This window comes from Streptomyces canarius, assembly GCF_014650735.1.
GTDB lineage: Bacteria > Actinomycetota > Actinomycetes > Streptomycetales > Streptomycetaceae > Streptomyces > Streptomyces olivaceoviridis.
Genome location: NZ_BMVN01000001.1, coordinates 316,992 through 340,958 on the forward strand (window position 1 = coordinate 316,992; position 23,967 = coordinate 340,958).

Annotated in this window: 23 protein-coding genes and 1 pseudogene; 7 read left to right on the forward strand and 17 right to left on the reverse strand. The window is 74.3% G+C overall.

Features of this window, described 5'->3' with window-relative positions:
* Nucleotides 1–126: 126 nt before the first annotated feature.
* The gene (locus IE294_RS01250; protein WP_014675646.1) at nt 127–786 is read right to left on the reverse strand and encodes a response regulator transcription factor; all 660 of its coding nucleotides are present in this window, start codon (nt 784–786) and stop codon (nt 127–129) included.
* A 260-nt stretch (nt 787–1,046) separates the two neighbouring features.
* On the reverse strand, nt 1,047–1,724 hold the full coding sequence (locus tag IE294_RS01255; RefSeq protein WP_078611836.1) for a DUF3000 domain-containing protein: 678 nt from the start codon (nt 1,722–1,724) through the stop codon (nt 1,047–1,049).
* Between the two features lie 126 nt (nt 1,725–1,850).
* On the opposite strand from IE294_RS01255, the gene hemE reads away from it, so the two are divergent.
* Complete coding sequence (gene hemE, locus IE294_RS01260) at nt 1,851–2,909, forward strand: uroporphyrinogen decarboxylase (RefSeq protein WP_189881334.1); 1,059 nt, start codon at nt 1,851–1,853, stop codon at nt 2,907–2,909.
* A 30-nt stretch (nt 2,910–2,939) separates the two neighbouring features.
* On the opposite strand, the gene IE294_RS01265 is transcribed toward hemE, so the two are convergent.
* Nucleotides 2,940–3,764: a rhomboid family intramembrane serine protease gene (locus tag IE294_RS01265; RefSeq protein ID WP_189881335.1), complete on the reverse strand. Its 825-nt coding sequence runs from the start codon at nt 3,762–3,764 to the stop codon at nt 2,940–2,942.
* A 119-nt stretch (nt 3,765–3,883) separates the two neighbouring features.
* Here IE294_RS01265 and IE294_RS01270 point away from each other — a divergent pair, with 119 nt between their 5' ends.
* Nucleotides 3,884–4,126, forward strand: coding sequence for a hypothetical protein (locus IE294_RS01270; protein WP_189814179.1), 243 nt, complete (start codon nt 3,884–3,886; stop codon nt 4,124–4,126).
* A gap of 60 nt (nt 4,127–4,186) precedes the next feature.
* Here the strand turns inward: IE294_RS01270 and IE294_RS01275 are convergent, their stop codons facing one another.
* Together IE294_RS01275 and IE294_RS49555 are read right to left on the reverse strand one after the other, a co-directional pair.
* Entirely contained in the window at nt 4,187–5,587 is a 1,401-nt protein-coding gene (locus IE294_RS01275; RefSeq protein ID WP_189881336.1) for an FAD-dependent oxidoreductase, read from the reverse strand.
* A pseudogene (locus IE294_RS49555) lies at nt 5,584–6,586 on the reverse strand (DUF4349 domain-containing protein). Before IE294_RS49555 ends, IE294_RS01275 begins: the two are co-directional and overlap by 4 nt.
* Here IE294_RS49555 and hemG point away from each other — a divergent pair.
* Together hemG and hemQ are read left to right on the forward strand one after the other, a co-directional pair.
* Nucleotides 6,519–7,988: a protoporphyrinogen oxidase gene (hemG, locus tag IE294_RS01290; RefSeq protein WP_189881341.1), complete on the forward strand. Its 1,470-nt coding sequence runs from the start codon at nt 6,519–6,521 to the stop codon at nt 7,986–7,988. The pseudogene IE294_RS49555 and the gene hemG sit on opposite strands and share 68 nt — an antisense overlap.
* A 5-nt stretch (nt 7,989–7,993) precedes the next feature.
* On the forward strand, nt 7,994–8,725 hold the full coding sequence (gene hemQ / locus IE294_RS01295; protein ID WP_189881343.1) for a hydrogen peroxide-dependent heme synthase: 732 nt from the start codon (nt 7,994–7,996) through the stop codon (nt 8,723–8,725).
* 117 nt (nt 8,726–8,842) lie between these two features.
* Here hemQ and IE294_RS01300 read toward each other — a convergent pair whose 3' ends face one another.
* From IE294_RS01300 to IE294_RS01320, 5 genes are all read right to left on the reverse strand, one after another.
* Nucleotides 8,843–10,501: an alpha/beta hydrolase gene (locus tag IE294_RS01300; RefSeq protein ID WP_189881345.1), complete on the reverse strand. Its 1,659-nt coding sequence runs from the start codon at nt 10,499–10,501 to the stop codon at nt 8,843–8,845.
* 230 nt (nt 10,502–10,731) lie between these two features.
* Nucleotides 10,732–11,511, reverse strand: a complete 780-nt coding sequence (locus IE294_RS01305; RefSeq protein ID WP_189881347.1) for a TIGR04222 domain-containing membrane protein — start codon at nt 11,509–11,511, stop codon at nt 10,732–10,734.
* 98 nt (nt 11,512–11,609) lie between these two features.
* Nucleotides 11,610–12,386 carry a DUF4142 domain-containing protein gene (locus tag IE294_RS01310; protein WP_189881349.1) on the reverse strand — a complete coding sequence of 259 codons (777 nt, stop codon included), beginning with the start codon at nt 12,384–12,386 and terminating at the stop codon, nt 11,610–11,612.
* 182 nt (nt 12,387–12,568) lie between these two features.
* Nucleotides 12,569–13,900 (reverse strand): MbnB/TglH/ChrH family RiPP precursor modification enzyme, encoded by a 1,332-nt coding sequence (locus tag IE294_RS01315; protein ID WP_189881352.1) that lies wholly within the window; start codon nt 13,898–13,900, stop codon nt 12,569–12,571.
* Between the two features lie 145 nt (nt 13,901–14,045).
* Nucleotides 14,046–14,774 carry a peptidyl-tRNA hydrolase gene (locus tag IE294_RS01320; RefSeq protein WP_189881354.1) on the reverse strand — a complete coding sequence of 243 codons (729 nt, stop codon included), beginning with the start codon at nt 14,772–14,774 and terminating at the stop codon, nt 14,046–14,048.
* A gap of 193 nt (nt 14,775–14,967) precedes the next feature.
* Here IE294_RS01320 and IE294_RS01325 point away from each other — a divergent pair, with 193 nt between their 5' ends.
* From IE294_RS01325 to IE294_RS01335, 3 genes are all read left to right on the forward strand, one after another.
* The gene (locus tag IE294_RS01325; protein ID WP_189881356.1) at nt 14,968–15,408 is read left to right on the forward strand and encodes a DUF6086 family protein; all 441 of its coding nucleotides are present in this window, start codon (nt 14,968–14,970) and stop codon (nt 15,406–15,408) included.
* Between the two features lie 69 nt (nt 15,409–15,477).
* Nucleotides 15,478–16,359 carry an ABC transporter ATP-binding protein gene (locus tag IE294_RS01330; protein ID WP_189881358.1) on the forward strand — a complete coding sequence of 294 codons (882 nt, stop codon included), beginning with the start codon at nt 15,478–15,480 and terminating at the stop codon, nt 16,357–16,359.
* Nucleotides 16,356–17,027, forward strand: coding sequence for an ABC transporter (locus IE294_RS01335; RefSeq protein ID WP_189881360.1), 672 nt, complete (start codon nt 16,356–16,358; stop codon nt 17,025–17,027). The genes IE294_RS01330 and IE294_RS01335 overlap by 4 nt, the downstream gene beginning before the upstream one ends.
* On the opposite strand, the gene IE294_RS01340 is transcribed toward IE294_RS01335, so the two are convergent.
* The 7 genes from IE294_RS01340 to IE294_RS01370 all read right to left on the reverse strand — a co-directional run bounded on the left by IE294_RS01340 (nt 17,019) and on the right by IE294_RS01370 (nt 23,943).
* Nucleotides 17,019–17,201: a hypothetical protein gene (locus IE294_RS01340; protein WP_189881362.1), complete on the reverse strand. Its 183-nt coding sequence runs from the start codon at nt 17,199–17,201 to the stop codon at nt 17,019–17,021. The genes IE294_RS01335 and IE294_RS01340 overlap by 9 nt on opposite strands.
* A gap of 17 nt (nt 17,202–17,218) precedes the next feature.
* The gene (locus IE294_RS01345) at nt 17,219–18,064 is read right to left on the reverse strand and encodes a polysaccharide deacetylase family protein (protein WP_189881364.1); all 846 of its coding nucleotides are present in this window, start codon (nt 18,062–18,064) and stop codon (nt 17,219–17,221) included.
* A 63-nt stretch (nt 18,065–18,127) separates the two neighbouring features.
* Nucleotides 18,128–19,696 (reverse strand): FAD-dependent oxidoreductase, encoded by a 1,569-nt coding sequence (locus IE294_RS01350; protein WP_189881366.1) that lies wholly within the window; start codon nt 19,694–19,696, stop codon nt 18,128–18,130.
* A 295-nt stretch (nt 19,697–19,991) separates the two neighbouring features.
* The gene (locus IE294_RS01355; protein ID WP_189881368.1) at nt 19,992–20,849 is read right to left on the reverse strand and encodes a PPK2 family polyphosphate kinase; all 858 of its coding nucleotides are present in this window, start codon (nt 20,847–20,849) and stop codon (nt 19,992–19,994) included.
* Nucleotides 20,850–20,890: 41 nt separating this feature from the next.
* The gene (locus IE294_RS01360) at nt 20,891–21,772 is read right to left on the reverse strand and encodes a slipin family protein (RefSeq protein ID WP_189881370.1); all 882 of its coding nucleotides are present in this window, start codon (nt 21,770–21,772) and stop codon (nt 20,891–20,893) included.
* A gap of 105 nt (nt 21,773–21,877) precedes the next feature.
* A complete protein-coding gene (locus IE294_RS01365; RefSeq protein ID WP_189881372.1) occupies nt 21,878–23,356 on the reverse strand; it encodes a SulP family inorganic anion transporter in 1,479 nt (492 codons plus the stop codon).
* An 8-nt stretch (nt 23,357–23,364) separates the two neighbouring features.
* Entirely contained in the window at nt 23,365–23,943 is a 579-nt protein-coding gene (locus tag IE294_RS01370) for a carbonic anhydrase (RefSeq protein WP_014675669.1), read from the reverse strand.
* Between the last annotated feature and the right edge of the window lie 24 nt (nt 23,944–23,967).

Below are 23,967 nucleotides of genomic sequence, written 5' to 3' on the forward strand. Positions count from 1 at the left end.
GACCGCGTCCGTCGACGGAACGTTCCGTCGACGGACGCGAGAGGGGCGTAAACCAGTCAGCTCGGGGCAAGGGCTGGTTCACATGAGTGAAGGCCGGATCCGCCGATGGGGGGGCGTCCGGTGGGCTCAGTGGATGATCCCGGTACGCAGGGCCACGGCCACCATGCCGGCCCGGTCGCCCGTTCCCAGCTTGCGGGCGATGCGGGCCAGGTGGCTCTTCACGGTCAGGGCGGACAGGCCCATGGAGACGCCGATCGCCTTGTTCGACTGGCCCTCCGCGACCAGCCGCAGCACCTCGACCTCGCGTCCGGACAGCTCCCGGTAGCCGCCCGGGTGGCTCGGGGCACCCGGGGGGCGGCGGTGCATACGGGCGGCGGCGCCGAGGGGAGCGGCGCCGGGCCGGGCGGGGAGCCCGATGTTGGTGCGGGTGCCGGTGACGACGTAGCCCTTGACGCCGCCGGCCAGTGCGTTGCGGACGGCGCCGATGTCGTCGGCGGCGGAGAGGGCGAGTCCGTTGGGCCAGCCCGCGGCGCGGGTCTCGGACAGCAGGGTGAGGCCGGAGCCGTCGGGAAGGTGGACGTCGGCGACGCAGATGTCGCGCGGGTTGCCGATGCGGGGACGAGCCTCCGCGATGGACGAGGCTTCGATGACATCGCGCACGCCGAGCGCCCACAGGTGGCGGGTGACGGTGGAGCGGACGCGCGGGTCGGCCACGACCACCATGGCGGTCGGCTTGTTCGGGCGGTAGGCGACCAGGCTTGCGGGTTGCTCGAGGAGAACGGACACCAGGCCTCCTGGGTGGGGGGACGGGGCCGGCTTGTGGGGAGGAAGCCGGGACGAACCGTGCTTTCAAGGTCACAGTCGTCTTCGGCAGCAAACTCGTCCGCCTTTAGAGAATGATCACGATCTAGTGAGTAACAATCTGTGCAATTCGGACACGCGATCGATCATCCGAAGATCAAGTCGGTTCGAGCGGGTGCGATTCGAGTACGGAAAATGGCCGTATCGACAAAGAGACGGTCAATGAAGGGTCTGGCGCCGACCGGTCACCGGGACTGCGGGCCCCTGCGCTGCGGCAGGGTCACCACCGACGCGTCCCCCGGCCCGGCCGGCGGCAGGCCCGCGACCTGCGCCAGCAGATCGCACCAGGAGGCCAGGTGGGAGGCCGTGTCCGGTACCCCGCCCAGGCCCTCCCGGGGCGTCCAGGACGCCCGGATCTCGATCTGCGAGGCGGCCGGCCGCTCCGCCAGCCCGCCGAAGTAGTGCGAACTGGCCCGGGTGATCGTGCCGCTCGGCTCGCCGTAGCCCAGCCCGCGCGCCGCCAGCGCCCCGGTCAGCCACGACCAGCACACCTCCGGCAGCAGCGGATCGGCCGCCATCTCCGGCTCCAGCTCCGCGCGCACCAGCGTCACCAGCCGGAACGTGCCCCGCCAGGCGTCGTGTCCGGCCGGGTCGTGCAGCAGCACCAGCCGCCCGTCGGCCAGCTCCTGCTCGCCGTCCACCACCACCGCCTCCACCGCGTACGCGTAGGGGGCGAGCCGCTGCGGGGCGGGCGTCGGCTCCACCTCGACCTGGGGCCGCAGCCGGCTGCCGCGCAGGGCCTCGACCGCGGTGCGGAAAGCCGGCGGACCCGAGGCACCGGGGTGCCCGTCCGTCTCCTCGGTGTCCTTCACGTCGCCCGTTCCGTCAGCGCTGTCCGACATTCGTCCGTGAGCCGCAGCCATGCGGGGAAGAGTAAGGGGAAGCGGGGCGTCGTGCAGGGCAAGACACCCCCCTGCGGCCCACGCGGCTGCGCCCGGCCGGCGGGACACCGGCCGGGTCCCTGTCCGACGGCATGCGAAACTTGCCTCGTGACCGCCAATGACACCCCGCAGCCGACAGCGACGTACGACAGTGCCTTCCTCAAGGCGTGCAGGCGCGAACCCGTGCCGCACACCCCGGTGTGGTTCATGCGCCAGGCCGGCCGCTCCCTGCCGGAGTACCGCAAGGTGCGCGAGGGCATCCCCATGCTGGAGTCCTGCACGCGTCCCGAGCTGGTCACCGAGATCACCCTCCAGCCGGTACGGCGGCTCGGCGTGGACGCGGCGGTCTTCTACAGCGACATCGTCGTCCCGCTCAAGGCCATCGGCGTCGACCTCGACATCAAGCCCGGTGTCGGCCCGGTCGTCGAACAGCCGATCCGCACCCGCGCCGACCTCGCCCGGCTGCGCGACCTCACCCCCGAGGACGTCTCCTACGTCACCGAGGCCATCGGCATGCTCACCCGCGAGCTGGGCGCCACCCCGCTGATCGGATTCGCGGGCGCGCCGTTCACCCTCGCGAGCTACCTGGTCGAGGGCGGTCCCTCGCGCACGTACGAGAACGCCAAGGCCATGATGTACGGCGACCCCGAGCTGTGGGCCGACCTGCTGGACCGGCTCGCCGACATCACGGCCGCCTTCCTGAAGGTGCAGATCGAGGCCGGCGCCAGCGCCGTCCAGCTCTTCGACTCCTGGGCCGGAGCCCTGGCCCCCGCCGACTACCGGAAGTCGGTCATGCCGGCCTCCGTGAAGGTCTTCGACGCGGTCGCCGGGTACGGCGTCCCGCGCGTCCACTTCGGCGTCGGCACCGGTGAGCTGCTGGGGCTCATGGGCGAGGCCGGCGCGGACGTCGTCGGCGTCGACTGGCGCGTCCCGCTGGACGAGGCCGCCCGCCGCGTCGGCCCCGGCAAGGCGCTCCAGGGCAACCTGGACCCGACCGTCCTGTTCACGGACAAGGACACCCTCACCGCCAAGGCCCGCGAGGTGCTCGACGCCGCCGCCGGCCTGGAGGGGCACGTCTTCAACCTCGGCCACGGCGTCATGCCGAACACCGACCCGGACGCGCTGACCCGGCTCGTGGAGTACGTCCACACCGCCACCGCGCGCTGAGCCGCCGGCCGGCTCACCACGAGTACCGGCTCACCACGAGTAGTGGGGCCGCGCGCGCCTGCCGAACAGCAGGCCGGGCGGCTCCGGCGGGGGCGGCGTGCCGGGCTTGAGCGGCCAGGCCAGCAGCATGCCCGCCACGAAGCCGACCACGTGCGCCGCGTACGCCACCGTGCCGGCGCCGGACACCCCGTGCCCCGACGAGTACACCGCCTGGAGCCCGAACCAGAAGCCCAGCACCAGCCAGGCGGGCAGCCTGAGCGGCAGGAAGACCAGGAACGGCACCAGGACCCACACCCTGGCCCTCGGGTAGAGGACCAGATAGGCGCCGAGGACGCCGGCGATCGCGCCGGACGCGCCGATCAGGGGGTCCGAGGAGGTGGCGTTGAGCAGCGCGAAGCCGTAGCCGGCCGCGTAGCCGCAGACGACGTAGAAGAGGAAGAAGCGGATGTGGCCCATCCGGTCCTCGACGTTGTTGCCGAAGATCAGCAGGAAGAGCATGTTGCCCAGCAGGTGCAGCCAGCCGCCGTGCAGGAACATCGCCGTGAACACCGACAGCGGCGGGGACTTGTCGTAGCCGGGCGGCCCGACGACGCAGCCCGGTCCGCCGGGGCCCAAGCCGACCTCCCCGGTCGGCACGACCCGGGGCATCTGATGGTGGATCAGTTCCCGGGGGACCGCCGCGTAGTGGTCCATGAAGGCCTGAAGATGGCACAGCTGCGCCAGCTCGCTGCTGCCGGCCACGGAACCGGCTATGCCGGGCGTGGTGATGAACACGAGCACGTTGGCGGCGATGAGGGCGTACGTCACCCAGGGGGTGCGGCGCACCGGATTCACGTCATGGACGGGGATGACCACACAGAAGTAGTGCCCGCGATCGGGCGTACGAATCGGTGAACGCCGCCGGGCGCGTGTGCGTATCCCTCCTCAACCGACGTGAGGAACAGGCGATGACGAACGCTCCGCAGGTTTCGGCGATGCACGCTCTGCCCGACGGTGAGGCGGAGATCTCCCTGGTCGTACGGCTCCCCTGGGAGGACGTCGCGCGGCTCGGCCAGGAGGCGGGACGGCTCGCCTCGCAGATGCAGCGGCCCGTGACGCTGGACGAGGCGGTGAGCTACCGGCTGCGGTCCACCCGGCCGCCGGCGTCCCACGCGAAGCCCTCCGGGGAGCAGCCGGCGGCGGTCTCGGCCCTGCCGCGGATCACCGGCACGGCGTAGGCGCGTCGCGGGTGCGGTGCCGTCGTGGCCGGTCGCGCTTCCCCGCGCCCCTTCGGCCGGTCAGCCTGCCCGTACCTTCGAGACGGCCTTCCTCGCCGCCACCAGGATCGGGTCCCACACCGGTGAGAACGGCGGGGCGTAGCCCAGGTCCAGGGCCGTCATCTGTTCCACCGTCATCTGCGCGGTCAGCGCCACCGCCGCGATGTCGACCCGCTTCGCCGCCCCCTCCCTGCCGACGATCTGCACGCCCAGCAACCGGCCCGTGCGCAACTCGGCGAGCATCTTGACCGTCATGGGGGCGGCACCGGGGTAGTAGCCGGCGCGGCTGGTCGACTCGATGGTGACCGTCTCGAAGCGCAGGCCCACCCGGCGGGCGTCCTTCTCCCGCAGTCCGGTGCGGGCGATCTCCAGGTCGCAGACCTTGCTGACCGCCGTACCGACGACACCGGGGAAGGTGGCGTAGCCGCCGCCGGCGTTGGTGCCGATGACCTGGCCGTGCTTGTTGGCGTGGGTGCCGAGCGGGACGTACTGCTCCTGCCCGGAGACCAGGTTCAGCACCTCCACGCAGTCGCCGCCCGCCCAGATGTTCTCGTGCCCGCGCACCCGCATCGCGAGGTCGGTGAGCAGCCCGCCGTGCGCGCCGAGCGGGAGGCCGGCCGCCCGGGCGAGGGCGGTCTCCGGGCGGACGCCGATACCCAGGACCACCAGGTCGGCCGGGTACTCGGCGTGCTCGGTGGCCACCGCGCGCACCCGGCCGTCCTCCCCGGTGAGGAGCTTGGTGACCTCCGCGTTGTTCACCATGGTGATGCCGAGGCCCTGCATGGCCCGGTGCACCATCCGGCCCATGTCCGGGTCGAGCGTCGACATGGGCTCCTTGCCGCGGTTGACGACCGTCACCTCGAAGCCCCGGTTGATCAGCGCCTCGGCCATCTCGACGCCGATGTAGCCGGCCCCGACGACCACCGCCCTGCGGCCACGCGTGCGGGCCAGCGTGTCCAGCAGGGCCTGGCCGTCGTCCAGGGTCTGCACGCCGTGCACGCCGGGGGCGTCCACACCGGGCAGGTCCGGACGGACCGGGCGGGCGCCGGTGGCGATGACGAGCCGGTCGTACGGCGTCCAGGATTCCGCGCCGGAATCGACGTCACGCGCGCGTACCCGCTGTCCCGGCACGTCGATCTCCGTGACCTCGGTGCGCAGCCGCAGATCGATCCCGCGTGCCCGGTGCTCCTCGGGCGTCCGGGCGATGAGCCGGTCCCGCTCGGGGACCTCGCCGCCCACCCAGTACGGGATGCCGCACGCCGAGAAGGAGGTGGAGTGGCCGCGCTCGAAGGCCACGATCTCCAGTTCCTCCGGGCCCCTCAGCCGCCGCGCCTGCGACGCCGCGGACATGCCCGCGGCGTCGCCGCCGATCACGACCAGCCGTTCCCTGCCGCCGCTGCCCCGCCCACCGCTCATGCTCATGGGAACACGCTACGGGGCGCGGTTCCTTCCGTCCCGGCCGCCCCGGCGGAGCCCGGTGCGGGGCGGGCCGACGGCAGCGGGCCGAGCGCGGTCGTCGCGGGCGCGGGCTCCGCGCGGCGCGGCAGCCGGGGCCGTACGACCCGTGGCCACAGCGGCACCAGCAGCGTGGCGAGCGCCACGAACGGCAGGGCCGCGCCGAGCGCCGGCGCGATCCACCGCAGCACGCCGACGCACGCGTGCCGGCCGCCCGCCGGCGCGTCCGTGGAGCCCGGCGAGTCGTCCGCCTGCCGCACCGGGGTCTCGGACAGCGACCGGGTGATGGCGGCCAGGCCCGTCCGGTCCTTCAGGGACGCCTGCCGGGCCGCAGCGCCTCCAGATCGGCCGGGCGGCTGCTGGGCTCCCCCTCCAGGGCGACGACGTCGCTCAGCTCGGCCGCCTGGTCCATCCGCGCGCGGATCCCGGCCACGCCGGCCCGCTGCGGCCTCACCCGGCTGTCCACGTCCACGACCTGTCGGTGACGTCGACCGCCTTGGCCGTGCGGTCGGCCACCCGGCCCGTTCCCCGGAGGCCGGTCAGGACCTCGTCGTACTTCCCGGTGGGCACGCGCAGCACGACCCGGGTCCGCTCGTGCCCGTCGGCGACGAGACGACGAGCCGGGACACTGACGGTGAGGGACGCGGTGCGGATGATCGCGTCCGGGGTGAGCTTCGGCGTCCCGCGCGCGGCCCTGGCGCCGGCCGCCTCGCCGCCGTCGGCCGTGCCCCGGGGCCGCCGGCCGCCTCTGCCTCGCCGACCGTCTCGTCCTTGCTGCCCGCCGCGGCCTCGCTGTCCGTGGCGGCCTTGGAGGAGCCGCCCATGTCGTCGGTGCCGCCGCTCGCCTGGGACACCGCCTCCCGGCGGGAGTGTCGGTGGGGTCTGAGAGAGTGGGGGCATGAGCGCAACGGGTAGCAGCGCGCCGGGCGGGAGCCCGGGGCACGTCGTCGTCATCGGGGCCGGCATCGCCGGGCTGGCCGCAGCGCACCGGCTGCTGGGGCGCGGAGCGCGGGTGACCGTGCTGGAGGCCGGCGACCGGGTCGGCGGCAAGCTGCTGCCCGGCGAGATCGCCGGCGTGCGCGTCGACCTGGGCGCCGAGTCCATGCTCGCCCGCCGCCCCGAAGCGGTGGCCCTCGCGCGCGAGGCCGGCCTCGGCGAGCTGCTCCAGCCGCCCGCCACCGCGACCGCCTCGATCTGGACCCGGGGCGCCCTGCGGCGCATGCCCAAGGGCCATGTGATGGGCGTGCCCGGCACCGCCGCCGCCCTGGCCGGCGTCCTGTCGGACGAGGGCCTGGCCCGCATCGAGCGCGACGCCGACCTGCCCCGCACCGAGGTCGGCGACGACGTGGCCGTGGGGGAGTACGTGGCGGCCCGGCTCGGCCGCGAGGTCGTCGACCGGCTCGTCGAACCCCTGCTCGGCGGGGTGTACGCGGGCGACGCCTACCGCATCTCGATGCGCTCCGCCGTTCCCCAGCTCTTCCAGGCCGCCCGCACCCACGCCTCCCTCACGGAGGGCGTCCGGGAGATCCAGGCGAAGGCCGCCGCCCAGCAGCAGACCGGACCGGTCTTCATGGGCATCGCCGGCGGGGTCGGGCGGCTGCCGCTGGCGGTCGCCGACTCGGTGCGCGCGCGGGGCGGCGAGATCCTGACCGGCACGCCCGCGCGTGAACTGCGCCGGGAGGCGGCCGGCGGCTGGCAGATCACCGCCGGGGAGCGCGTGCTGCGCGCCGACGCCGTGATCGTCGCCGTACCCGCCCCGGCCGCCGCCGCCCTGCTGCGCGCCGAGTCCCGGGGGGCCGCCGCCGAGCTGGCCGCCGTCGAGTACGCCTCGATGGCCCTGATCACCCTCGCCTACCGGCGCGCCGACCTGAACCTGCCCGAGGGCAGCGGCTTCCTGGTGCCGCCCGTCGACGGCCGCACCATCAAGGCATCCACCTTCGCCTCCCGGAAGTGGGGCTGGATCGCCGAGGAGGATCCGGACGTGGTCGTCCTGCGCACGTCCGTGGGCCGCCACGGCGAGACGGAGGTCCTCGGCCGGGACGACGCCGACCTGGTGGAGGTCTCCCGGCACGACCTGCGGGAGGCCACCGGCCTGGCCGCCGTGCCCCTGCGGACCCGGGTCACCCGCTGGACCGACGGCCTGCCGCAGTACCCGGTCGGGCACCACGCGCGCGTGGCCCGCGTCCGCGAGCAGATCGCCAAGCTCCCGGGGCTCGCGGTGTGCGGCGCGCAGTACGACGGCGTCGGCATCCCGGCCTGCATCGCGAGCGCGTACGCGGCGGTGGACCAGCTCGGCGGCGACCTCACCGGGGTCCGGGAGCTCACGGCCAACCCGGTGCAGAGCCTGCACGGCGGAGCGGGAGAATAGGGACCATGAGTGACGACGCCCCCACCACCGAGTCCGGCAGGATCCCGAACAAGGGCAAGCTGGCCAAGGACCTCAACGAGGTCATCCGCTACACCCTCTGGTCCGTCTTCAAGCTGAAGGACGTGCTCCCGGAGGACCGCGCGGGTTACGCCGACGAGGTCCAGGAGCTGTTCGACCAGCTCGCCGCCAAGGACGTGACGATCCGCGGCACCTACGACGTCTCCGGCCTGCGCGCCGACGCCGACGTCATGATCTGGTGGCACGCCGAGACCAGCGACCAGCTCCAGGAGGCGTACAACCTCTTCCGCCGCACCAGGCTGGGCCGCGCGCTGGAGCCCGTGTGGTCGAACATGGCGCTGCACCGCCCCGCCGAGTTCAACCGCTCGCACATCCCGGCGTTCCTCGCCGACGAGACGCCCCGCAACTACGTGAGCGTCTACCCCTTCGTCCGCTCCTACGACTGGTACCTGCTGCCCGACGAGGACCGCCGCCGTATGCTCGCCGACCACGGCAAGATGGCCCGCGGCTACCCGGACGTGCGCGCCAACACGGTCGCCTCGTTCTCCCTCGGCGACTACGAGTGGATCCTGGCCTTCGAGGCCGACGAGCTGTACCGCATCGTCGACCTCATGCGCCACCTGCGCGCCTCCGAGGCCCGCATGCACGTCCGCGAGGAGGTCCCGTTCTTCACGGGCCGCCGCAAGGACATCGCGGACCTGGTGGCGGGCCTGGCGTAAGGCGCCCCGAAAGGGGCGCGGGGCCGTGTCGGTGTGCGGCTCCGCCGCGTGCGCGTGATCAAGCACGGCGAACCCGCGGTCGGCCGACCAGCTGACCACGCATCCCCGTAGCCGTGCCTAACGCCGCTCGCCTTTGCCCTTGAGGGCGTCCCGCCGAACCCCCTTCTCGGCCGAACCGCCGGAGGCGACCGGTTCGGGGCGCGGCGCGCACGACGCGTGCCGCGCCGGGACGCGGCCCTCCAGCAGGTACGCCTCCAGGTACCCGTTGACGCACCTGTTGGGCCCGCCCCCGACGCCGTGGGTGCCCGCGTCCCGCTCGGTCACCAGCACCGAGCCGGCCAGCCGCCGGTTCATCTCCACCGCGCCCTGGTACGGCGCGGCGGCGTCCCGCTCGGCCGCCAGGACCAGCACCGGCGGCAGCTCACCGAGCCCGGTCCGCACGTCCAGCGGCCGTTGCCGGGGCGCCGGCCAGTAGGCGCACGGCAGGTTCATCCACGCGTTGTCCCAGGTCTCGAAGGGCGCGACCCGGGCGAGGCGCGTGTTGTCCCGGTCCCACACCGCCCAGTCCGTCGGCCAGGGCGCGTCGTTGCACTCCACGGCCGTGTACACCGCGCTGCCGTTCTCCGCCTCCGCGGCGCTCTCCGGGCTCGGCGTGGCCAGCCGGACCAGCGGCTTCGGGTCGCCGTGCAGATACGCCGAGAGCGCCGCCGCGCGGCTCGGCCAGAAGTCGTCGTAGTACCCGGCCGCCAGGAGGACGTTCTGCAACTGGCCGGGACCGACCGTCCCGCCCGCCGCCTTCCCGGCCAGCCGTTCGCGCGCGGTGTCGTAGCTGCGCTGCACCCGCGCGGGCGTGGCACCGAGCCGGTAGACGTCGTCGTGCCGGGCGATCCAGTCGCGGAAGTCCGCCCAGCGCTCCTCGAACGCCACCGACTGGTCCAGGTTGCTGCGGTACCAGATCTTCTGCGGGTCCGGGTTCACCGCCGAGTCCAGCACCATGCGCCGCACGTGGGAGGGGAACATCGTCGCGTAGAGCGCGCCGAAGTAGGTGCCGTACGACGCGCCCATGAAGGTCAGCCGGTCCTCGCCCAGCGCGGCCCGCAGGACGTCCAGGTCACGGGCGTTGTTGAGCGAGTTGTAGAACCGCAGCCCGCTCCCGGACCGCTGGGCGCAGCCGCGCGCGTACGCCTTCGCCTGCGCGACGCGCTGCCGCTTGTACTCCTCCGACGGATGCGTCGGTGACGCGGTGGGCGCCTTGAAGAAGCTCTTCGGGTCCTCGCAGGACAGCGGCGCCGACCGGCCCACTCCGCGCGGGGCGTAGCCGACGAGGTCGTAGGCGGCGGCGATCCGCTGCCACGCCGGGATCGTCCCGATGAGCGGGAAGTACATGCCGGAGGCGCCGGGGCCGCCCGGGTTGAAGACCAGGGCGCCCTGCCGGGGGACCCTCCGCTTGCTGTTGCGCGGGTCCTTGTGGGTGGCCTGGGCGCGGCTGACGGTCAGCCGGATCCGCTTGCCGTTCGGGTGCGCGTAGTCCAGCGGGACGCTCACCGTGCCGCACCGCACGCCGGCCGGTGCCTCCGGGACGTCGGCGGCAGCGCAGGGACCGAAGTCGATCCCGGCCGCCCGGGCGCGGGCCACGGCCACCGCGGTGCCGCGCAGCTCGGCCGCGCCGGGGGCGCCCACCGTGTCGGGGGTGCCGGTCGTGCCGCCCGCCGGGGCCGCGGCCAGGGTGGTCAGGAGCAAGGAACCGGCGGCCGAGTAGAGGGCGGCAGCTTTCATCGCGTATCCCTTCGGTGCGCGGCGGCGATGGCACGGCTGCCACGGCCCGGCGACGACAGAAGGGATATTTCGGTCGACCGTGGGGGAAGGCAAGCACCGCCGGGCCGGTGTCGGCCCCAATGCCCCCTATGCGCCCCCGGAAGCCGCCCCCCGGAAGCGGCTCCCGGGGGCGGCTCCCGGCAGCCGCCCCCGACGCCGCCCTCGCTCCGCCGGATTCCGCCCGGGGGTTCTCACTCCCGCCAGGGCTGGTCGCGGTGGGTGAAGGCCGCGCGCAACCCCGGTTCGCCTATCGCGCGGATGCCGCGGACGGCGACGGAGGTGAGGAACGACCGCTCGTCACCGGCCGGCTTGCCGGCCAGCGCGCTCAGCAGCCGCTGCCCGGCGGGGGAGGCCCAGCGCGAGTACGGATGCACCTCGAACCGGGCGATGGCCAGACAGCTCAGCGCCAAGGTGAGGGGCAGGGCGAACCACAGGCCCACCAGCAGGCGGGGCGTCCCGGTCTGGACGGGCAGCAGCAGCGCGGTCACGCCCAGCGCGGCCACGGCGAGCACGGAGGCCCGCACCTGGCGGACGGCGGCGCCCACGGTCGTCCCCGTGCCCTCGGGCACCGCGAGACCCGCGCGGACCAGCCCGTCGGCCAGCCGGCGCACGGCCTCGGTCCCGGCGGCCCGGGCCCGTACCGGCGCGATCCGCGACTGCCCCTGCGGCCCTATGGCTCCTATGACGGACTGCTCCATCTCGTCCCGCCCGCGCGGGTCCACGACCGTGGCCCAGCCGGTGTGCGCGAGCAGCAGCCGGCGCTGGCGGGCCATGGAGACCAGGGTCACATCGGCGACCCGCGCGGGGCCGCCGGAGAGGAAGGCCGCCTCGTACAGCGTCAGATCACGCTCCCCGTCCGTCGGCGCGTCACGCTCGTCCGCGGCTGCCGCGCGGACGGCCGTCAGGCACAGCCGGGTGCAGGCAGTACCGGCGAAACCCCAGGCCAGGAGCAGGAGAAGGACCCAGAACATGAACGTGTTTCTATGCCAGAGGACCGGGCGGGCGCCATGCCCATTTCACGATCCGGACGCAGTGTTGCCGGTCTGTGACGTTCCGCTTTCCGGGCTGGTCAGGGGCCCTGGTCCTGCGATGCCTGGCCCTGTGACGCCCGGCCCGCTGACGGACCGGCCGGTGACGGCTCGACCGGTACGGCCGCGCTCGGGTCGACCTCCGTCGGGGTCGGCACCGGGGAGGCGGAGGCCGCCAGATCCCTGGCCAGCGCGGCGAAGTCGACGTACCCGGTCGCCTCCAGGACCTTGATGTGGTCCAGAACGGTCGCGTTGGCGTCGTCGGCGAGATCGCGGACCAGGGAGTTCTGGGTGCCGGCCCGGATCTGCGCGACCAGGGAGAACACCCGGCCGTGGGCGAGCCGGAGGAGGCCGGCGAACTGGCGGTCGAAGTCCTGGCCCTCGGCCGTGTCCAGGGTGGCGAGCCACTGCCTCTGCTGCTCGTTCGGCTCGTTGGGCAGGGCGATGCCGAGCTGGGTGGCAACCGTGCGGACGTGCGCGTCGAGGGAGGTGTGGCCGTCGACGAGGTGCCGGCCGGCCGTGCGGACGGCGGGCGTGGTCCCCTTCCGCTGCGCCAGCTCCCCGGCGGGCAGCTCCCACAGCCCGGCCAGCCGGACCTTGGTGACGAAGTCCCGGTCCTGCGCGGACAGCGGGCCGTACGGCGTCGTCACCGTCCGCTCGCTGAGCACGCTCGCGCTCGCCGGGTCGTCCGGCCGGTCGGCGTACGACCACAGCGGGACGAGCAGCGCGACGACCGTCGCCGCCAGGGCGGTGACGATGAGCCCGGTGCCGCTGAAGATGCCTCGGCCGTTGACCGGGGGTCGCGGTCGCGGTCGCATGATGCCTCCTGCGCCGCACGCCGGGGTGCCTGGGGGTGGGTGCGGGGTTGGCATATTACTGGGGGGTCCGAAAGGGCATTCGGGTGCGGGGTGCGAGGTGCGGGGGACGGTTCGCGGTGCCGCCGGGGCGGTTGCGGTGCCGTCGGCGAGCCGTCGGCCGTCGAGGCGCCGAACCCGCTTGGCTACGCAGGCAACTGTCGGACTCCGCGTCGCAGCACCCGCTCCACAAGCCCCCGCTTTCGCGGTGCCGGGCCCGAGCGGTGCAGCCACCAGTCCCGCAGTTCGCGCCGTGCCCCCGCGTCGGCCGGCCGGCCCAGCTTCAGCAGGTGGCCGGCGAAGTCCAGCGCGTCCAGCCGGTACCCCCCGCGCATCGGCCGCTGCCGGGCGTACTCCAGGAACGTCTCCCGGTACCCCGGCCCCAGGATCACCGGCAGCTCGGGCGCCACCTTCGCCACGACCCCCGCCCGCTTCGCCGCGAGCGCCCGCGCCTGCACCCCCATCCGCACCCGGTCGAACCTCTCCGGCACCGGCGTCCCCGCCACCAGGGACGACAGCACGGCGGTCTGCGCGACCCCGACCCGCTCGCGCACACCCGCCACCGGCCGCGCCAGGACACCGACACCCCCGGCCCGGGCGGCACCAGCGAGGGCCGGCGTCCGCGCCGTACCCCCCGCCGTGCCCTCCGCCGCGCGCCCGACCGTCACCGCTTCCCGGATCGCGTCCAACTCCCGCTCCAGCTCCGCCGGCTCCGGGAAGTTCTCGTCCCGCTCCAGGAGCACCCCCGGCGGCGCGACCCGGGCGGCGAGGCCGGTCAGGATGTCGAGGACCGGACGCGGCACGGGATGCGCATGGCTGTCGTGCCAGACGCCGTCGCGCTCGAAGCCGCCCGCGACATGGACGTAGGCGATCGCCTCAAGGGGCAGCGCGGCCAGCGCCTCGGCGGGGTCCTCGCCCCGGTTGACGTGGTTGGTGTGCAGGTTGGCCACGTCGATCAGCAGCCGTACGCCGGTCCGCTCGACCAGCTCGGACAGGAACTGGCCCTCGGTCAGCTCCTCGCCCGGCCAGGAGAACAGCGCGGCGATGTTCTCCAGGGCCAGCGGCACCGGCAGCGCGTCCTGCGCGATGCGGACGTTCTCGCACAGCACGTCCAGCGCGTCCCGGGTGCGCGGCACGGGCAGCAGATGGCCGGCCTCCAGGCGCGGGGAGGCGGTGAGCGCGCCGCCCGCCCGGACGAAGGCGATGTGCTCGGTGACCAGCGGTGAGCCGAGCGCCTCCGCCCGCTCGGCGAGCGCCGTCAGCCGCCCCTCGTCGGGCCGGTCGGCGCCGCCGAGACCCAGGGAGACGCCGTGCGGGACCACCGTCACACCGCGCTCGCGCAACCGCAGCAGCGACTCGGGCAGGTGCCCGGGGCAGACGTTCTCCGCCACGACCTCCACCCAGTCGATGCCGGGCATGCGCTCCACGGCATCCGCGATCTCCGGCCGCCACCCGATCCCGGTCCCCAGTCGCCGCATGGTGCTTCCCCCTCCTCGGCCCGTGCTGCTGCGTCGAGTGACGGGGATATGGCCCCGGCGACCGCCCTCGAACCCCCGTCTGTCGCGTTCAGAGCAACATTTGAGGTGACGACCGGCCCGTCTCCGACCGCGCCGGCCTCCCCGGTCAGCGCAGGGCCGGGTGCTCCGCCACCACCGTGCAGGAGCCCGGGGCGATCTCCGTGAAACCGGCGTCGCGGACCACGGGCAGGCCGCTGGTGGTCAGGCGGGGCCAGTCGGCTGCGGCGGCCGTGCGGACGGAGAGGGGGAAGCCGGCGTCGCGCCAGGCGGTGCGGGCGGTGTCCGGCAGGGCCCACCAGGCCAGTTGGGCACCGTGGCCGGCCTGGGCCATCGCCTTGCCGGCCGACATCTCCAGGTCCGGGTTCAGCCAGAGCACGGGCCGGCCGGCCGGGTCGGCGGGAGCCGGCGGTTCGGGGTCGTCCAGCTCGGTGCCCGACACCTGGAGCTTCGCCAGGTCCTTCGGCCAGCCGTCCAGCGGGATCGGCGGGAAGACCCGGACCTCCGCGGAGGCGCCGTGCACCGTGATCCCGGGCAGCGCCTCGGCGCGCCGCCACTCGGCGCCCCGGGCCCGGCGGACCACCTTCCGGATCCGGGCGTCCTCCCAGTCGCGTACCGCCTCGGCCCACTCGCCGTCGCCGTGCGCCCGCTCGTCGCCGAGCAGGGTCAGGACGGCCCGGGCGGCGGTCTCCAGCGCGTCGGTACGGGCCGGCGGGGCGCCCCGCTCGATCCGTACCACCAGCGGCAGGACGAACTGGGGCGCCTCGTCACGCGGATCGCGTGCGGGCTGGACGGGGCTGTCGGCGGCGGGGGCGGCGGGGGCGGGAACGTGGCTCACGGGAACCCAGCCTACGAAGCCCCGGTCGGACCGATCAACGCGCGGGTGGGGCGAGAGGCCCACGCGGGCGGGGCGAGAGGCCCACGCGGGCGGGGCGAGCGGGCCCGCGCGGGGAATTCTCCGGCGACGCCGGTGAACCGGCTGGCTACGCTCACCCCTCTTGATCGAATGAAGGGACCGGAGGGGGAGTGCCATGAGTCAGTACTTCGACATCGGCGACGAGACGCTGTGGAACCCGTCCAACGGGGCCGCCCGGCTCTTTCTGCGGCAGGTGGAGGTCTTCGAGGCCGAGCTGGGGCTGCCGTCCGGCATCGGGCCGATGCGGAACGACGAGTGCCAGATCGATCCGGACGCCTTCGCGGTCTTCGTGCACGCCCTGCTCGCCCGGCACCGGCGGACCGGCCACACCGTCATCCTGGCCCTCTCCGAAGGCTTCGTCGGCACCGTCGTCGCCCTCGCCCAGCGCGCCGGGACCGACATCGACTGGGGCCGGCTCGCAGCCTCCCCGGACGGTCCGCTGTCCGACGTGCAGGTCTCGGCGACCGGGGTGTCCGCGCCGCCGGGGGACGGAGGACCCTGGGCCGCGGCGGTGCGGGCCAGGGCCGCCGGGCTGAGCCGGGGCATGGCCCGCTGAGCCCCGCCGGAGCGGTGAGCGCCGTACCGGACGACCCCGCACCGTATCCCCTGCAACAGAATGACCCCCATGCACCGTGACCTGCGCCTGACCGCCGTGGGCCGTCGCTACGGCTTCCGCGGCCCCTGGGTGCTGCGAGGCGTCGACCTCGTCGTCGCCCCCGGCACCCTCACCCGGGTCGAAGGGGCGAACGGCACCGGGAAGTCCACCCTGCTCCGGCTGCTCGCCCGGCTCGACGCGCCCAGCGAGGGCCGGATCAGCGGTCGCCCGCGCACGGCGTACGTGCCGGAGCGGTTCCCGTCCGCCCTGCCCTTCACGGCCGCCGGCTACCTCACCCACCTCGGCACCGTCCACGGCCTCGGCCGGGAGGCCGCCGCACGTGCCGCGGACACCTGGCTGGAGCGGTTCGGGGCGGGCGCGTACGCCGGTACGCCGATGGCCCGGCTCTCCAAGGGCAGCAGCCAGAAGGTCGCCGTCGCACAGCCCCTGCTCGACGACCCGGAGCTGCTGGTGCTGGACGAGGCCTGGACCGGGCTCGACGCGGCGGCGCGGACCGAGCTGACGCGGGCGGTGGCCGAGCGGACGGCGGCCGGGGGTGCCGTGGTCTTCGTGGACCACGACCCGCGCCGGCTCGCCGGGGCCCCGGACGCGACCTACGCGGTGGTCGACGGGGGTCTGGAACGCCGTACCGACGCGCCGGGTGCGCCGACCGGACCGGTCACGGTCGTCACCGTGCGGGGGGCGCCGGGCGGGCGGCTGCCGCCGGACGCGGTGCGGATCGCCGTGTCCGCCGAGGAGACCGCCCCCGGCAGCCACCGGCTCGCCGTCCCCGCGTCCCACTCCGACACCCTGCTGCGCACCCTGCTCACGGCCCGCCCGCCCTGGCACGTGGTCCGCGTCGAACCGCCGTCCCCCGACCCGCTGTCCGCCGACCCCGGAAGCCGCCCATGACCGCGCTCCTGCGCTACCAGGCCGACCTGCTGCTGCGCTCCCAGCGCTGGCTGCCCCCGGTGATCCTGTACGTCGCGTTCCTGGGCGTCGGCGTGCAGAGCGGCCAGCCGGTGCTGGGCTCGCTCGGCTACACGGCCGCCGGTCTGCTGCCGGTGGCCGCCTGGCTGGTACGGATCTGTGTCACCGCGGAGCCGCCCGCGGCCCGGGCCTGCGTCGCCGCCGCCCGCGGCCCCGCCCGGGCACACCTCGCCTGTCTGCTCACCGCGCTGCTCGTGGCCGTGCTGCTCGGGGTGGCGGCCACCGCGGTCGTGACGCTGATCAGCGACCCGGCGAGCAACGGCCACCGGGTCCACGTGCCCCGGCTGCGGGCCGCCGCCGCGGGACTGCCGGCCACCCTCGCCTGCGCCCTGCTCGGTGCGGCCGTCGGCGCGCTCACCAGCCGGCCGGTGCTGCGGTCCAGGGGGCGTGCGGTCCCGGCGATGCTGCTGGGCGCGCTGCTGGCGGTGGTGCCTGCCGGTTCCCCGGCGCGGGCGGCGGTCAGCGGTCTGGTCATCGGCTCGCAGACCGGCCGGGCACCGGTGCCGCTGCTGCCGCTGGCGGGAGCCGCCCTGCTCACGGCCGCCGCCTTCGCCGCGACCGGCCGGCTGGTCGCGCGTCGCTCACCCTGAGCAGGCGGTGCGCTGTGCCTCCTGCCACTCGCAGACGGGGCACAGCGTGATGCCCTTGTACGACTCCGGGTACTCCGTCGGCTCCCGGCACAGCACGCACTCCGCGTACGGCGGTCCGTCGGCCTTCGCCGGCTTCACCGTCTCGGGGATCGTGCAGTAGTCCTCGTCGCTCATGCCTTCAGCGTAGGACGTCAGCGGCCGTTGCCCGCCTGGCCGATCAGCTCGGAGACCTTCACGAACCGGTAGCCGCGCTCGCGCAGCTCCGGTACGACCGTGCGGACGACCCGCTCGGTCGTCGGGGCGGCGCTGCGGGTGCAGTGCATGACGACCACCGAGCCCGGCTTCACCCCGTCGAGCACCTGCTTGACCACCGCGTCGGCGTCCGTGGCGAAGGCGTCTCCGCTGATCACGTCCCACTGCACCGCGGTCACCCCGAGCCCGCTCAGCGCGCGCAGCGCCCGCTGGTCGTAGCAGCCGCCGGGGAAGCGGAAGTACGGCATCGCGTGGGGCACGCCGGCCGCGCGGAGGGATTCGTACGCGCGCTGCACGTCCGCCCGCATCCCGTCGGCCTCGACGGTCGGCAGGCCGTAGCAGTCGGCGGTGAACGCGTAGTGGCTCCAGGAGTGGTTGGCCACCTCGAACTGCGGGTCGTGGCCCAGGGCGCCGGCCTCGGCCGGGTACTCGTCGGCCCACCGGCCGGTCATGAAGACGGTCGCCGGCACCTTCAGCGTGCGCAGGGCGTCGATCAGGCCCGGGTTGTCGAAGTGCTCGCCGGAGGCCGCGCGGGGTCCCTCGTCGGCGGTCATGTCGGCGTCGAAGGTGAGCGCGACGGTCTTGCCCCGGTTGCGCGGGCCGTGCTCGAAGACCGGGGTCAGCCCGCCGGGGCCGGGTGCGAGCACGGGCGGACGGGTGGCAGAAGGGGACGCGGAGACGCGGGAGGCGGCCGGGGCGGGCCGCTCCCCGCCCGCGGTGCCGCAGGCGGTGAGCGCCGCGCCCAGGAGGCAGACGGCGATGAGATGACGTGCTCGTGGGATCACCGTACGAACGTAGGACTGAAGGTGAGTTTGTATGGTGATATGTTCCGCGGCACGGCGGTACGGTCACCCGCGCGGCGGCGACTGTTCCCCGCCGGGGTCGGCCGCGGACCGGTCCAGCTCCCGCCGCTCCAGCGGTGTGACCGCCGGCCCCTGGAGCACCGTGCCGTCGACGGCGAACCGCGAGCCGTGGCAGGGGCACTCCCAGGCGCGTTCGGCGCGGTTGAACGAGACCAGGCAGCCGAGGTGGGTGCAGCGGGCCGACACGGCGTGCAGGGCGCCCTCCGCGTCGCGGTGGACCGCCAGCCGTTCCCCGCCGGACCGGACCAGCGCGCCGTCGCCCGGCGCCAGGTCGTCCACCGAGACCGGAGGCTTCAGCCGGTCGCCGACGAAGTGCCGGGCCACCTCGGCCTGGGTCTTCAGCAGCGACGGCGCCTCGCGCACCACCGACTTCAGCCGGCGCGGGTCGTACAGCTCCCGCCAGGCGCGGTCATGGCCGGTGATCAGCGCGCTCAGCAGCAGCCCGGCCATGATGCCGCTGCTCAGGCCCCAGCCGCCGAAGCCGGTGACGACGTAAGCGTGCCGTGCGCCGGGGTGCAGGGGGCCGACCAGCGGGACGGTGTCGGTGGACTCGTTGTCCTGCGTGGCCCAGGCCTGGTCCAGCTTCACCCCGGGGAAGTTCACCTCGGCCCAGCCGGCGAGCCGCTCGAAGCCCGCCTGCGGGTCGCCGGTGCCGGGCGTGAAGTGCTCACCGGTGACGACCAGCAGCCGCTGCCCGTCCGGGCCGTACGGCGCCGTGCGCACCGAGCGGGTGTTCTCGTCCGGCGTGATGTACATGCCGTGCGGGTCCGGCCCGTCGCCCAGCGGCCCGGCGACGACCAGTTCCCGGCGCGGGGAGAGCCGGGTGAACAGCAGGGCGCGGTCGAACAGCGGATAGTGGGTGGCGACCACGACGTCCCGGGCCGTCACCGTGGCGCCCGCCTCCGTCGTCAGCCGGCACGGCTCGCCCTCCGACAGACCGGTGACCCGCGTCCGCTCGTACACCTCGCCGCCGCGCGCGAGCAGATCGGCGGTGACCGCCCGCAGGTACTTGACCGGGTGGAACTGCGCCTGCCCGGTCACCCGGACCGCGCCCGCCACCGGGAAGGGCAGTCCGGTCTCCGTGGTGAACACGGCCGGCAGCCCCGCCTCCCGGGCGGCCTCCGCCTCCGCGCGCACCTCGGCCACCCGCGACCGGTCCCGGACGTAGGTGTAGGCGTCCCGGGTCTCCCACTCGCAGTCGATGCCCAGCTCGGCCGCCAGCGCCGCCGCGTGCTCGATCGCCTCCGACTGCGAACGGGCGTACAGCCGCGCCCCCTCCGCTCCCCGGGTGCGCCGGAGCCGGTCGTAGACCAGGGTGTGCTGCGCGGTCAGCTTGGCGGTGGTGTAGCCGGTGACGCCGGCCGCGACCCGCCCCGCCTCCAGCACCGCCACCCGCCGCCCGGCCCGGACCAGCTCATAGGCGGTGCTCAGCCCGGCGATGCCCGCGCCGACGACGGCCACGTCCACGTCGAGATCCCCGTCCAGGGCGGGACGGGACGGCCCCGGGGCGGTCCGCAGCCAGTACGAATCGGTGACCTTCCGCTGCTCGTGCATGCCCGCCGGGTACCCCTGCGGCCCCGGCTCACGTCTGCCCGAACCGGAACCCCGCCCCGGCCGACGTCCGCCCGCGCCGGAGTCCGACCCCGGCCGACGTGCGCCAGCGCCGGAGTCCGACCCCCGGCCGACGTGCGCCCGCGCCGGAGTCCGACCCCGGCCGACGTGCGCCAGCGCCGGAGTCCGACCCCCGGCCGACGTGCGCCCGCGCCGGAGTCCGCCCCCCGGCCGACGTGCGCCCGCGCCGGAGTCCGACCCCGGCCCACGTCCGCCCGCGCCGCCCCGCACCTCCCGCTCACGTCTGCTTCAGCAGTCGCTCCCGGCAGTCCGCCACGTCGAAGTCCGCCTCCGGGTACCGGGGATCCAGGTCCCGCAGCCGCTCCAGCAGGAGGCGGCTGATGGCCCAGTCGCGGTACCACCTGCGGTCCGCCGGGACCAGGTACCAGGGCGCGTACGGCGCCGCGCAGCGCTCCAGGGCCAGTTCGTACGCCTCCTGGTAGGCGGGCCACAGGGCGCGTTCGTCGATGTCGCCGGGGGCGAACTTCCAGTGCTTGTCGGGGCGGTCCAGCCGGCGCAGCAGACGGCGCCGCTGCTCGTCGTAGGAGAGGTGCAGGAAGCACTTGACGAGGGCCACGCCGTCCTCGGCGAGGGAGCGTTCGAAGTCGTTGATCAGGCCGTAGCGGCTGCCGATCTCGGCCGGCCGGGCGAGATGCCGGACCCGGGCGATGAGCACGTCCTCGTAGTGCGAGCGGTCGAAGATGCCGATCTCGCCCGGCCCCGGCAGCGCCCGCCGCACCCGCCACAGGAAGTCGTGCTCCCGTTCCTCCTCGGTGGGTGCCTTGAACGCCGTGATCCGGCACCCCGACGGGTTGAGCTGGCCGATCACATGCTTGACCGTGCCGCCCTTGCCGCTGGTGTCCATGCCCTGGAGGACGAGCAGCACCCGGCGGTGGTCGCCCGCGGTGGCCGCCGCCCACAGCCGCTCCTGGAGCCGGGCCAGCTGCTTGCCCATGCGGTCCGCTGCCGCCTGCGCCGCCTGCTTGCCGTCCGGGGCGCCGGGGGTGGCCCGGGCGTCGTACCGGGACAGGTCGACCCGCTCGCCCGGTGGCAGCCGCAGCAGTTCCTGGAGCTTCCTGGCCGGCTTGTTCCGCACACGCGCTCCTTCTGTCCGGGCCGGGGTGGCTCAGGTGCCCGTCAGCCGGGATGCGGTCCGCCGTCGGTGTGCGCCGCGGGCTCCTGGTCCTGTTCGTCCTTATCCGGCTTCTCCGGCTTCCCCGGCATCTCTGGCATCTCCGGCTTCTCCGGCAGCGCGGGCTGCCCGCCCCGCTCCAGGAAGTGCAGCAGTTCCACCGGGATGGGCAGGACCAGTGTCGAGTTCTTCTCGGCGGCCACCGCCATCACCGTCTGCAACAGCCGCAGCTGGAGCGCGGCCGGTGTCCCCGACATCTGCTGGGCGGCCTCGGCGAGCTTCTTGGAGGCCTGGAGTTCCGCGTCGGCGTTGATGATCCGGGCCCGGCGCTCGCGGTCCGCCTCGGCCTGGCGGGCCATCGACCGCTTCATCGTGTCCGGAAGGGACACGTCCTTGATCTCGACCCGGTCGACCTGGATGCCCCAGCCCACCGCCGGACTGTCGATCATCAGCTCCAGGCCCTGGTTGAGCTTCTCGCGGTTGGAGAGCAGGTCGTCCAGATCGCTCTTGCCGATGATCGACCGGAGGGACGTCTGGGCCATCTGCGACACCGCGAACTTGTAGTCCTCGACCTTGATCAGGGCGCTCGACGCGTCGACCACGCGGAAGTAGACCACCGCGTCCACCCGGACCGTGACGTTGTCGCGGGTGATGCCCTCCTGGGCCGGGATCGGCATGGTCACGATCTGCATGTTGACCTTCTGCAACCGGTCCACGAAGGGGATGATCAGGTTCAGGCCCGGCGGCCTCACCTCCCCCGCCACCCGGCCGAGCCGGAACAGCACACCGCGCTCGTACTGCTTGACCACCCGCGCCGCCATCGCCAGGTACACCACACCGGCGGAGCCCGCCGCTGCCGCCAGGGTCACCACAAGGTCCTCGACCATGGTGACCTCCTCATCCAGAGGCCGGTTTGTCTGCTGTTGCCACGATAGGCCCGTGGGGCCGGGCATGCCGAGAGGTCCCGGCGCCCCAGCCCCACGGGCGGGCCGTCAGGCGGCCGTGACCAGCTTCACCGGCTCCGTGCCCGCCGCGCTGTGCCGCGCGGCCCAGTTCTCCAGAGCCGTACGGCAGGCGTGGTCCAGATGGTGCAGCCCGGACAGGTCGAGCCGGACCGGGCGGTCCTGGGGCAGCGCTTCCAGGCTGTCGAGGATCTTCGGCAGCCGCAGGAAGGTCGCGTTCCCGGACAGGTGCGCCTCGATCGGTCCCGCGCCCATGTCCACGATCTCCAGCTTGACGTGCGAGGCCTCCCAGGCGGTCTTCACCACCGCCAGCGCGAGGCCGATGAGCACGCCCTCGAACATGCTGACCGCCACGATGGAGACGGCCGTGGTGGCGAGGACCAGCGCCTCCCCGCGGTGCTCGCGCCACAGCACGGTCAGGGCCCGGAGCGGGACCAGCTTGGCGCCCGCGTGGATCAGGATGCCCGCGAGGGCCGGGACGGGGATGTAGGCCAGCACGTCGGGCAGCAGCGCCGCGAACAGCAGCAGCCAGACGCCGTGCATGACCCGGGAGGCCTTGGTGCGGGCACCGGCCTGCACATTGGCCGCGCTGCGCACGATCACCGCGGTCATCGGCAGCGCGCCGAGCACCCCGCACACCATGTTGCCGGCGCCCTGGGCGACGAGCTCCTTGTTGTACTGGGTGCGCGGACCGGAGTGCAGCCGGTCCACGGCCGCCGCGCTGAACAGCGACTCGGCGGAGGCGATCAGGGTGAAGGCGACGACCGTGCCCAGCAGCCCCACGCCGGCCAGCTCGCCGAAGGCGCTCAGCGGCGGGGGCTGGATCGAGCCGAGCAGGCCCCGCACCTCCACGGTGGCCACCGGCAGGTCCAGCGCGAACGCGGCCAGCGTGGCGAGCCCGACCGCGGCGAGCGGGCCGGGCACCGCCCGCACCCTCGCCGGGGTGTGCTTCCACAGCAGCAGCACCGCGATCGTGCCCGCGGCCACCGCGAGCGAGGCGAGGGCGCCGGTGTCGCCGAGGGCGTCCAGGAACGCGCCGGGCACCCCGGCGATCTTGCCCAGGCCGGAGTCGGGGGCCTTCGCCGCCAGCGCCGGGTACAGCTGCCCGGCGATGATCACCAGGCCGATTCCGGCCAGCATGCCCTCGACGACGGAGACGGAGATGGCGCGGAAGTAACGGCCCAGCCGCAGCAGGCCCATGGCCACCTGGAGCGCTCCGGCCATGAGCACGATCGCGCCGAGCACCGGCAGCCCGAACTCCTTGACCGCCTCGAAGACGAGCACGGTCATGCCGGCCGCCGGTCCCGACACCTGGAGGCTGCTGCCGCGCATCAGCCCGGTGACGATGCCGCCCACGATGCCGGTGACCAGGCCGAGTTCGGCCGGCACCCCGGAGGCGACGGCCACGCCCACGCACAGCGGCAGCGCGACCAGGAAGACCACCAGGGAGGCGGCGAAGTCCTGCTTGAGGTAGGGGAAACGGGATATGAGGGTGCGGTTGTCGGTCATGGGCGCGCTCACAGGGCCTCGAAGGTGTCGGTCTGCGGGCGGTGCGTCCGTACGGCGCCGGTGTGCACCTCGTAGTACCAGGCGTGCAGGGCCAGCTGATCCTCCTTCAGCTTGCGCTCCACGCAGGGGTACGAGCGCAGTCGCAGCAGCTGGGTCAGTACGTGGCTCTGCACGCCCTCGGCGACCTCCGGGTCCTCGGCCGCGCCGGCCGGGCGCGGGGTGGCGGACGCCAGCCAGTCACGCACGGCCGGTACGGCGGTCAGGTCGTCACCGCGCACCAGCGCGCCGACGGCGCCGCAGTGCGAGTGGCCGCAGACCACGATGTCGCGGACGCCGAGCACCTCCACGGCGTACTCGATGGTGGCCGCTTCGCTGGTGGGGTGCTCGGAGGCGTGGGGCGGGACGATGTTGCCCGCGGTGCGCAGCTCGAACAGCTCGCCGGGGCGGGCTCCCGTGATCAGGGCCGGGACGACCCGGGAGTCGGAGCAGGTGATGAACAGCACCTGCGGGGACTGGCCTTCGGCGAGTTTGGCGAACTCCTCAGGGCGCTGTCCGAAGGTACGGGCGTTGTCGATGAGGGGCTGCATGTGTGTGGGTTCCTCCTGGCGCGC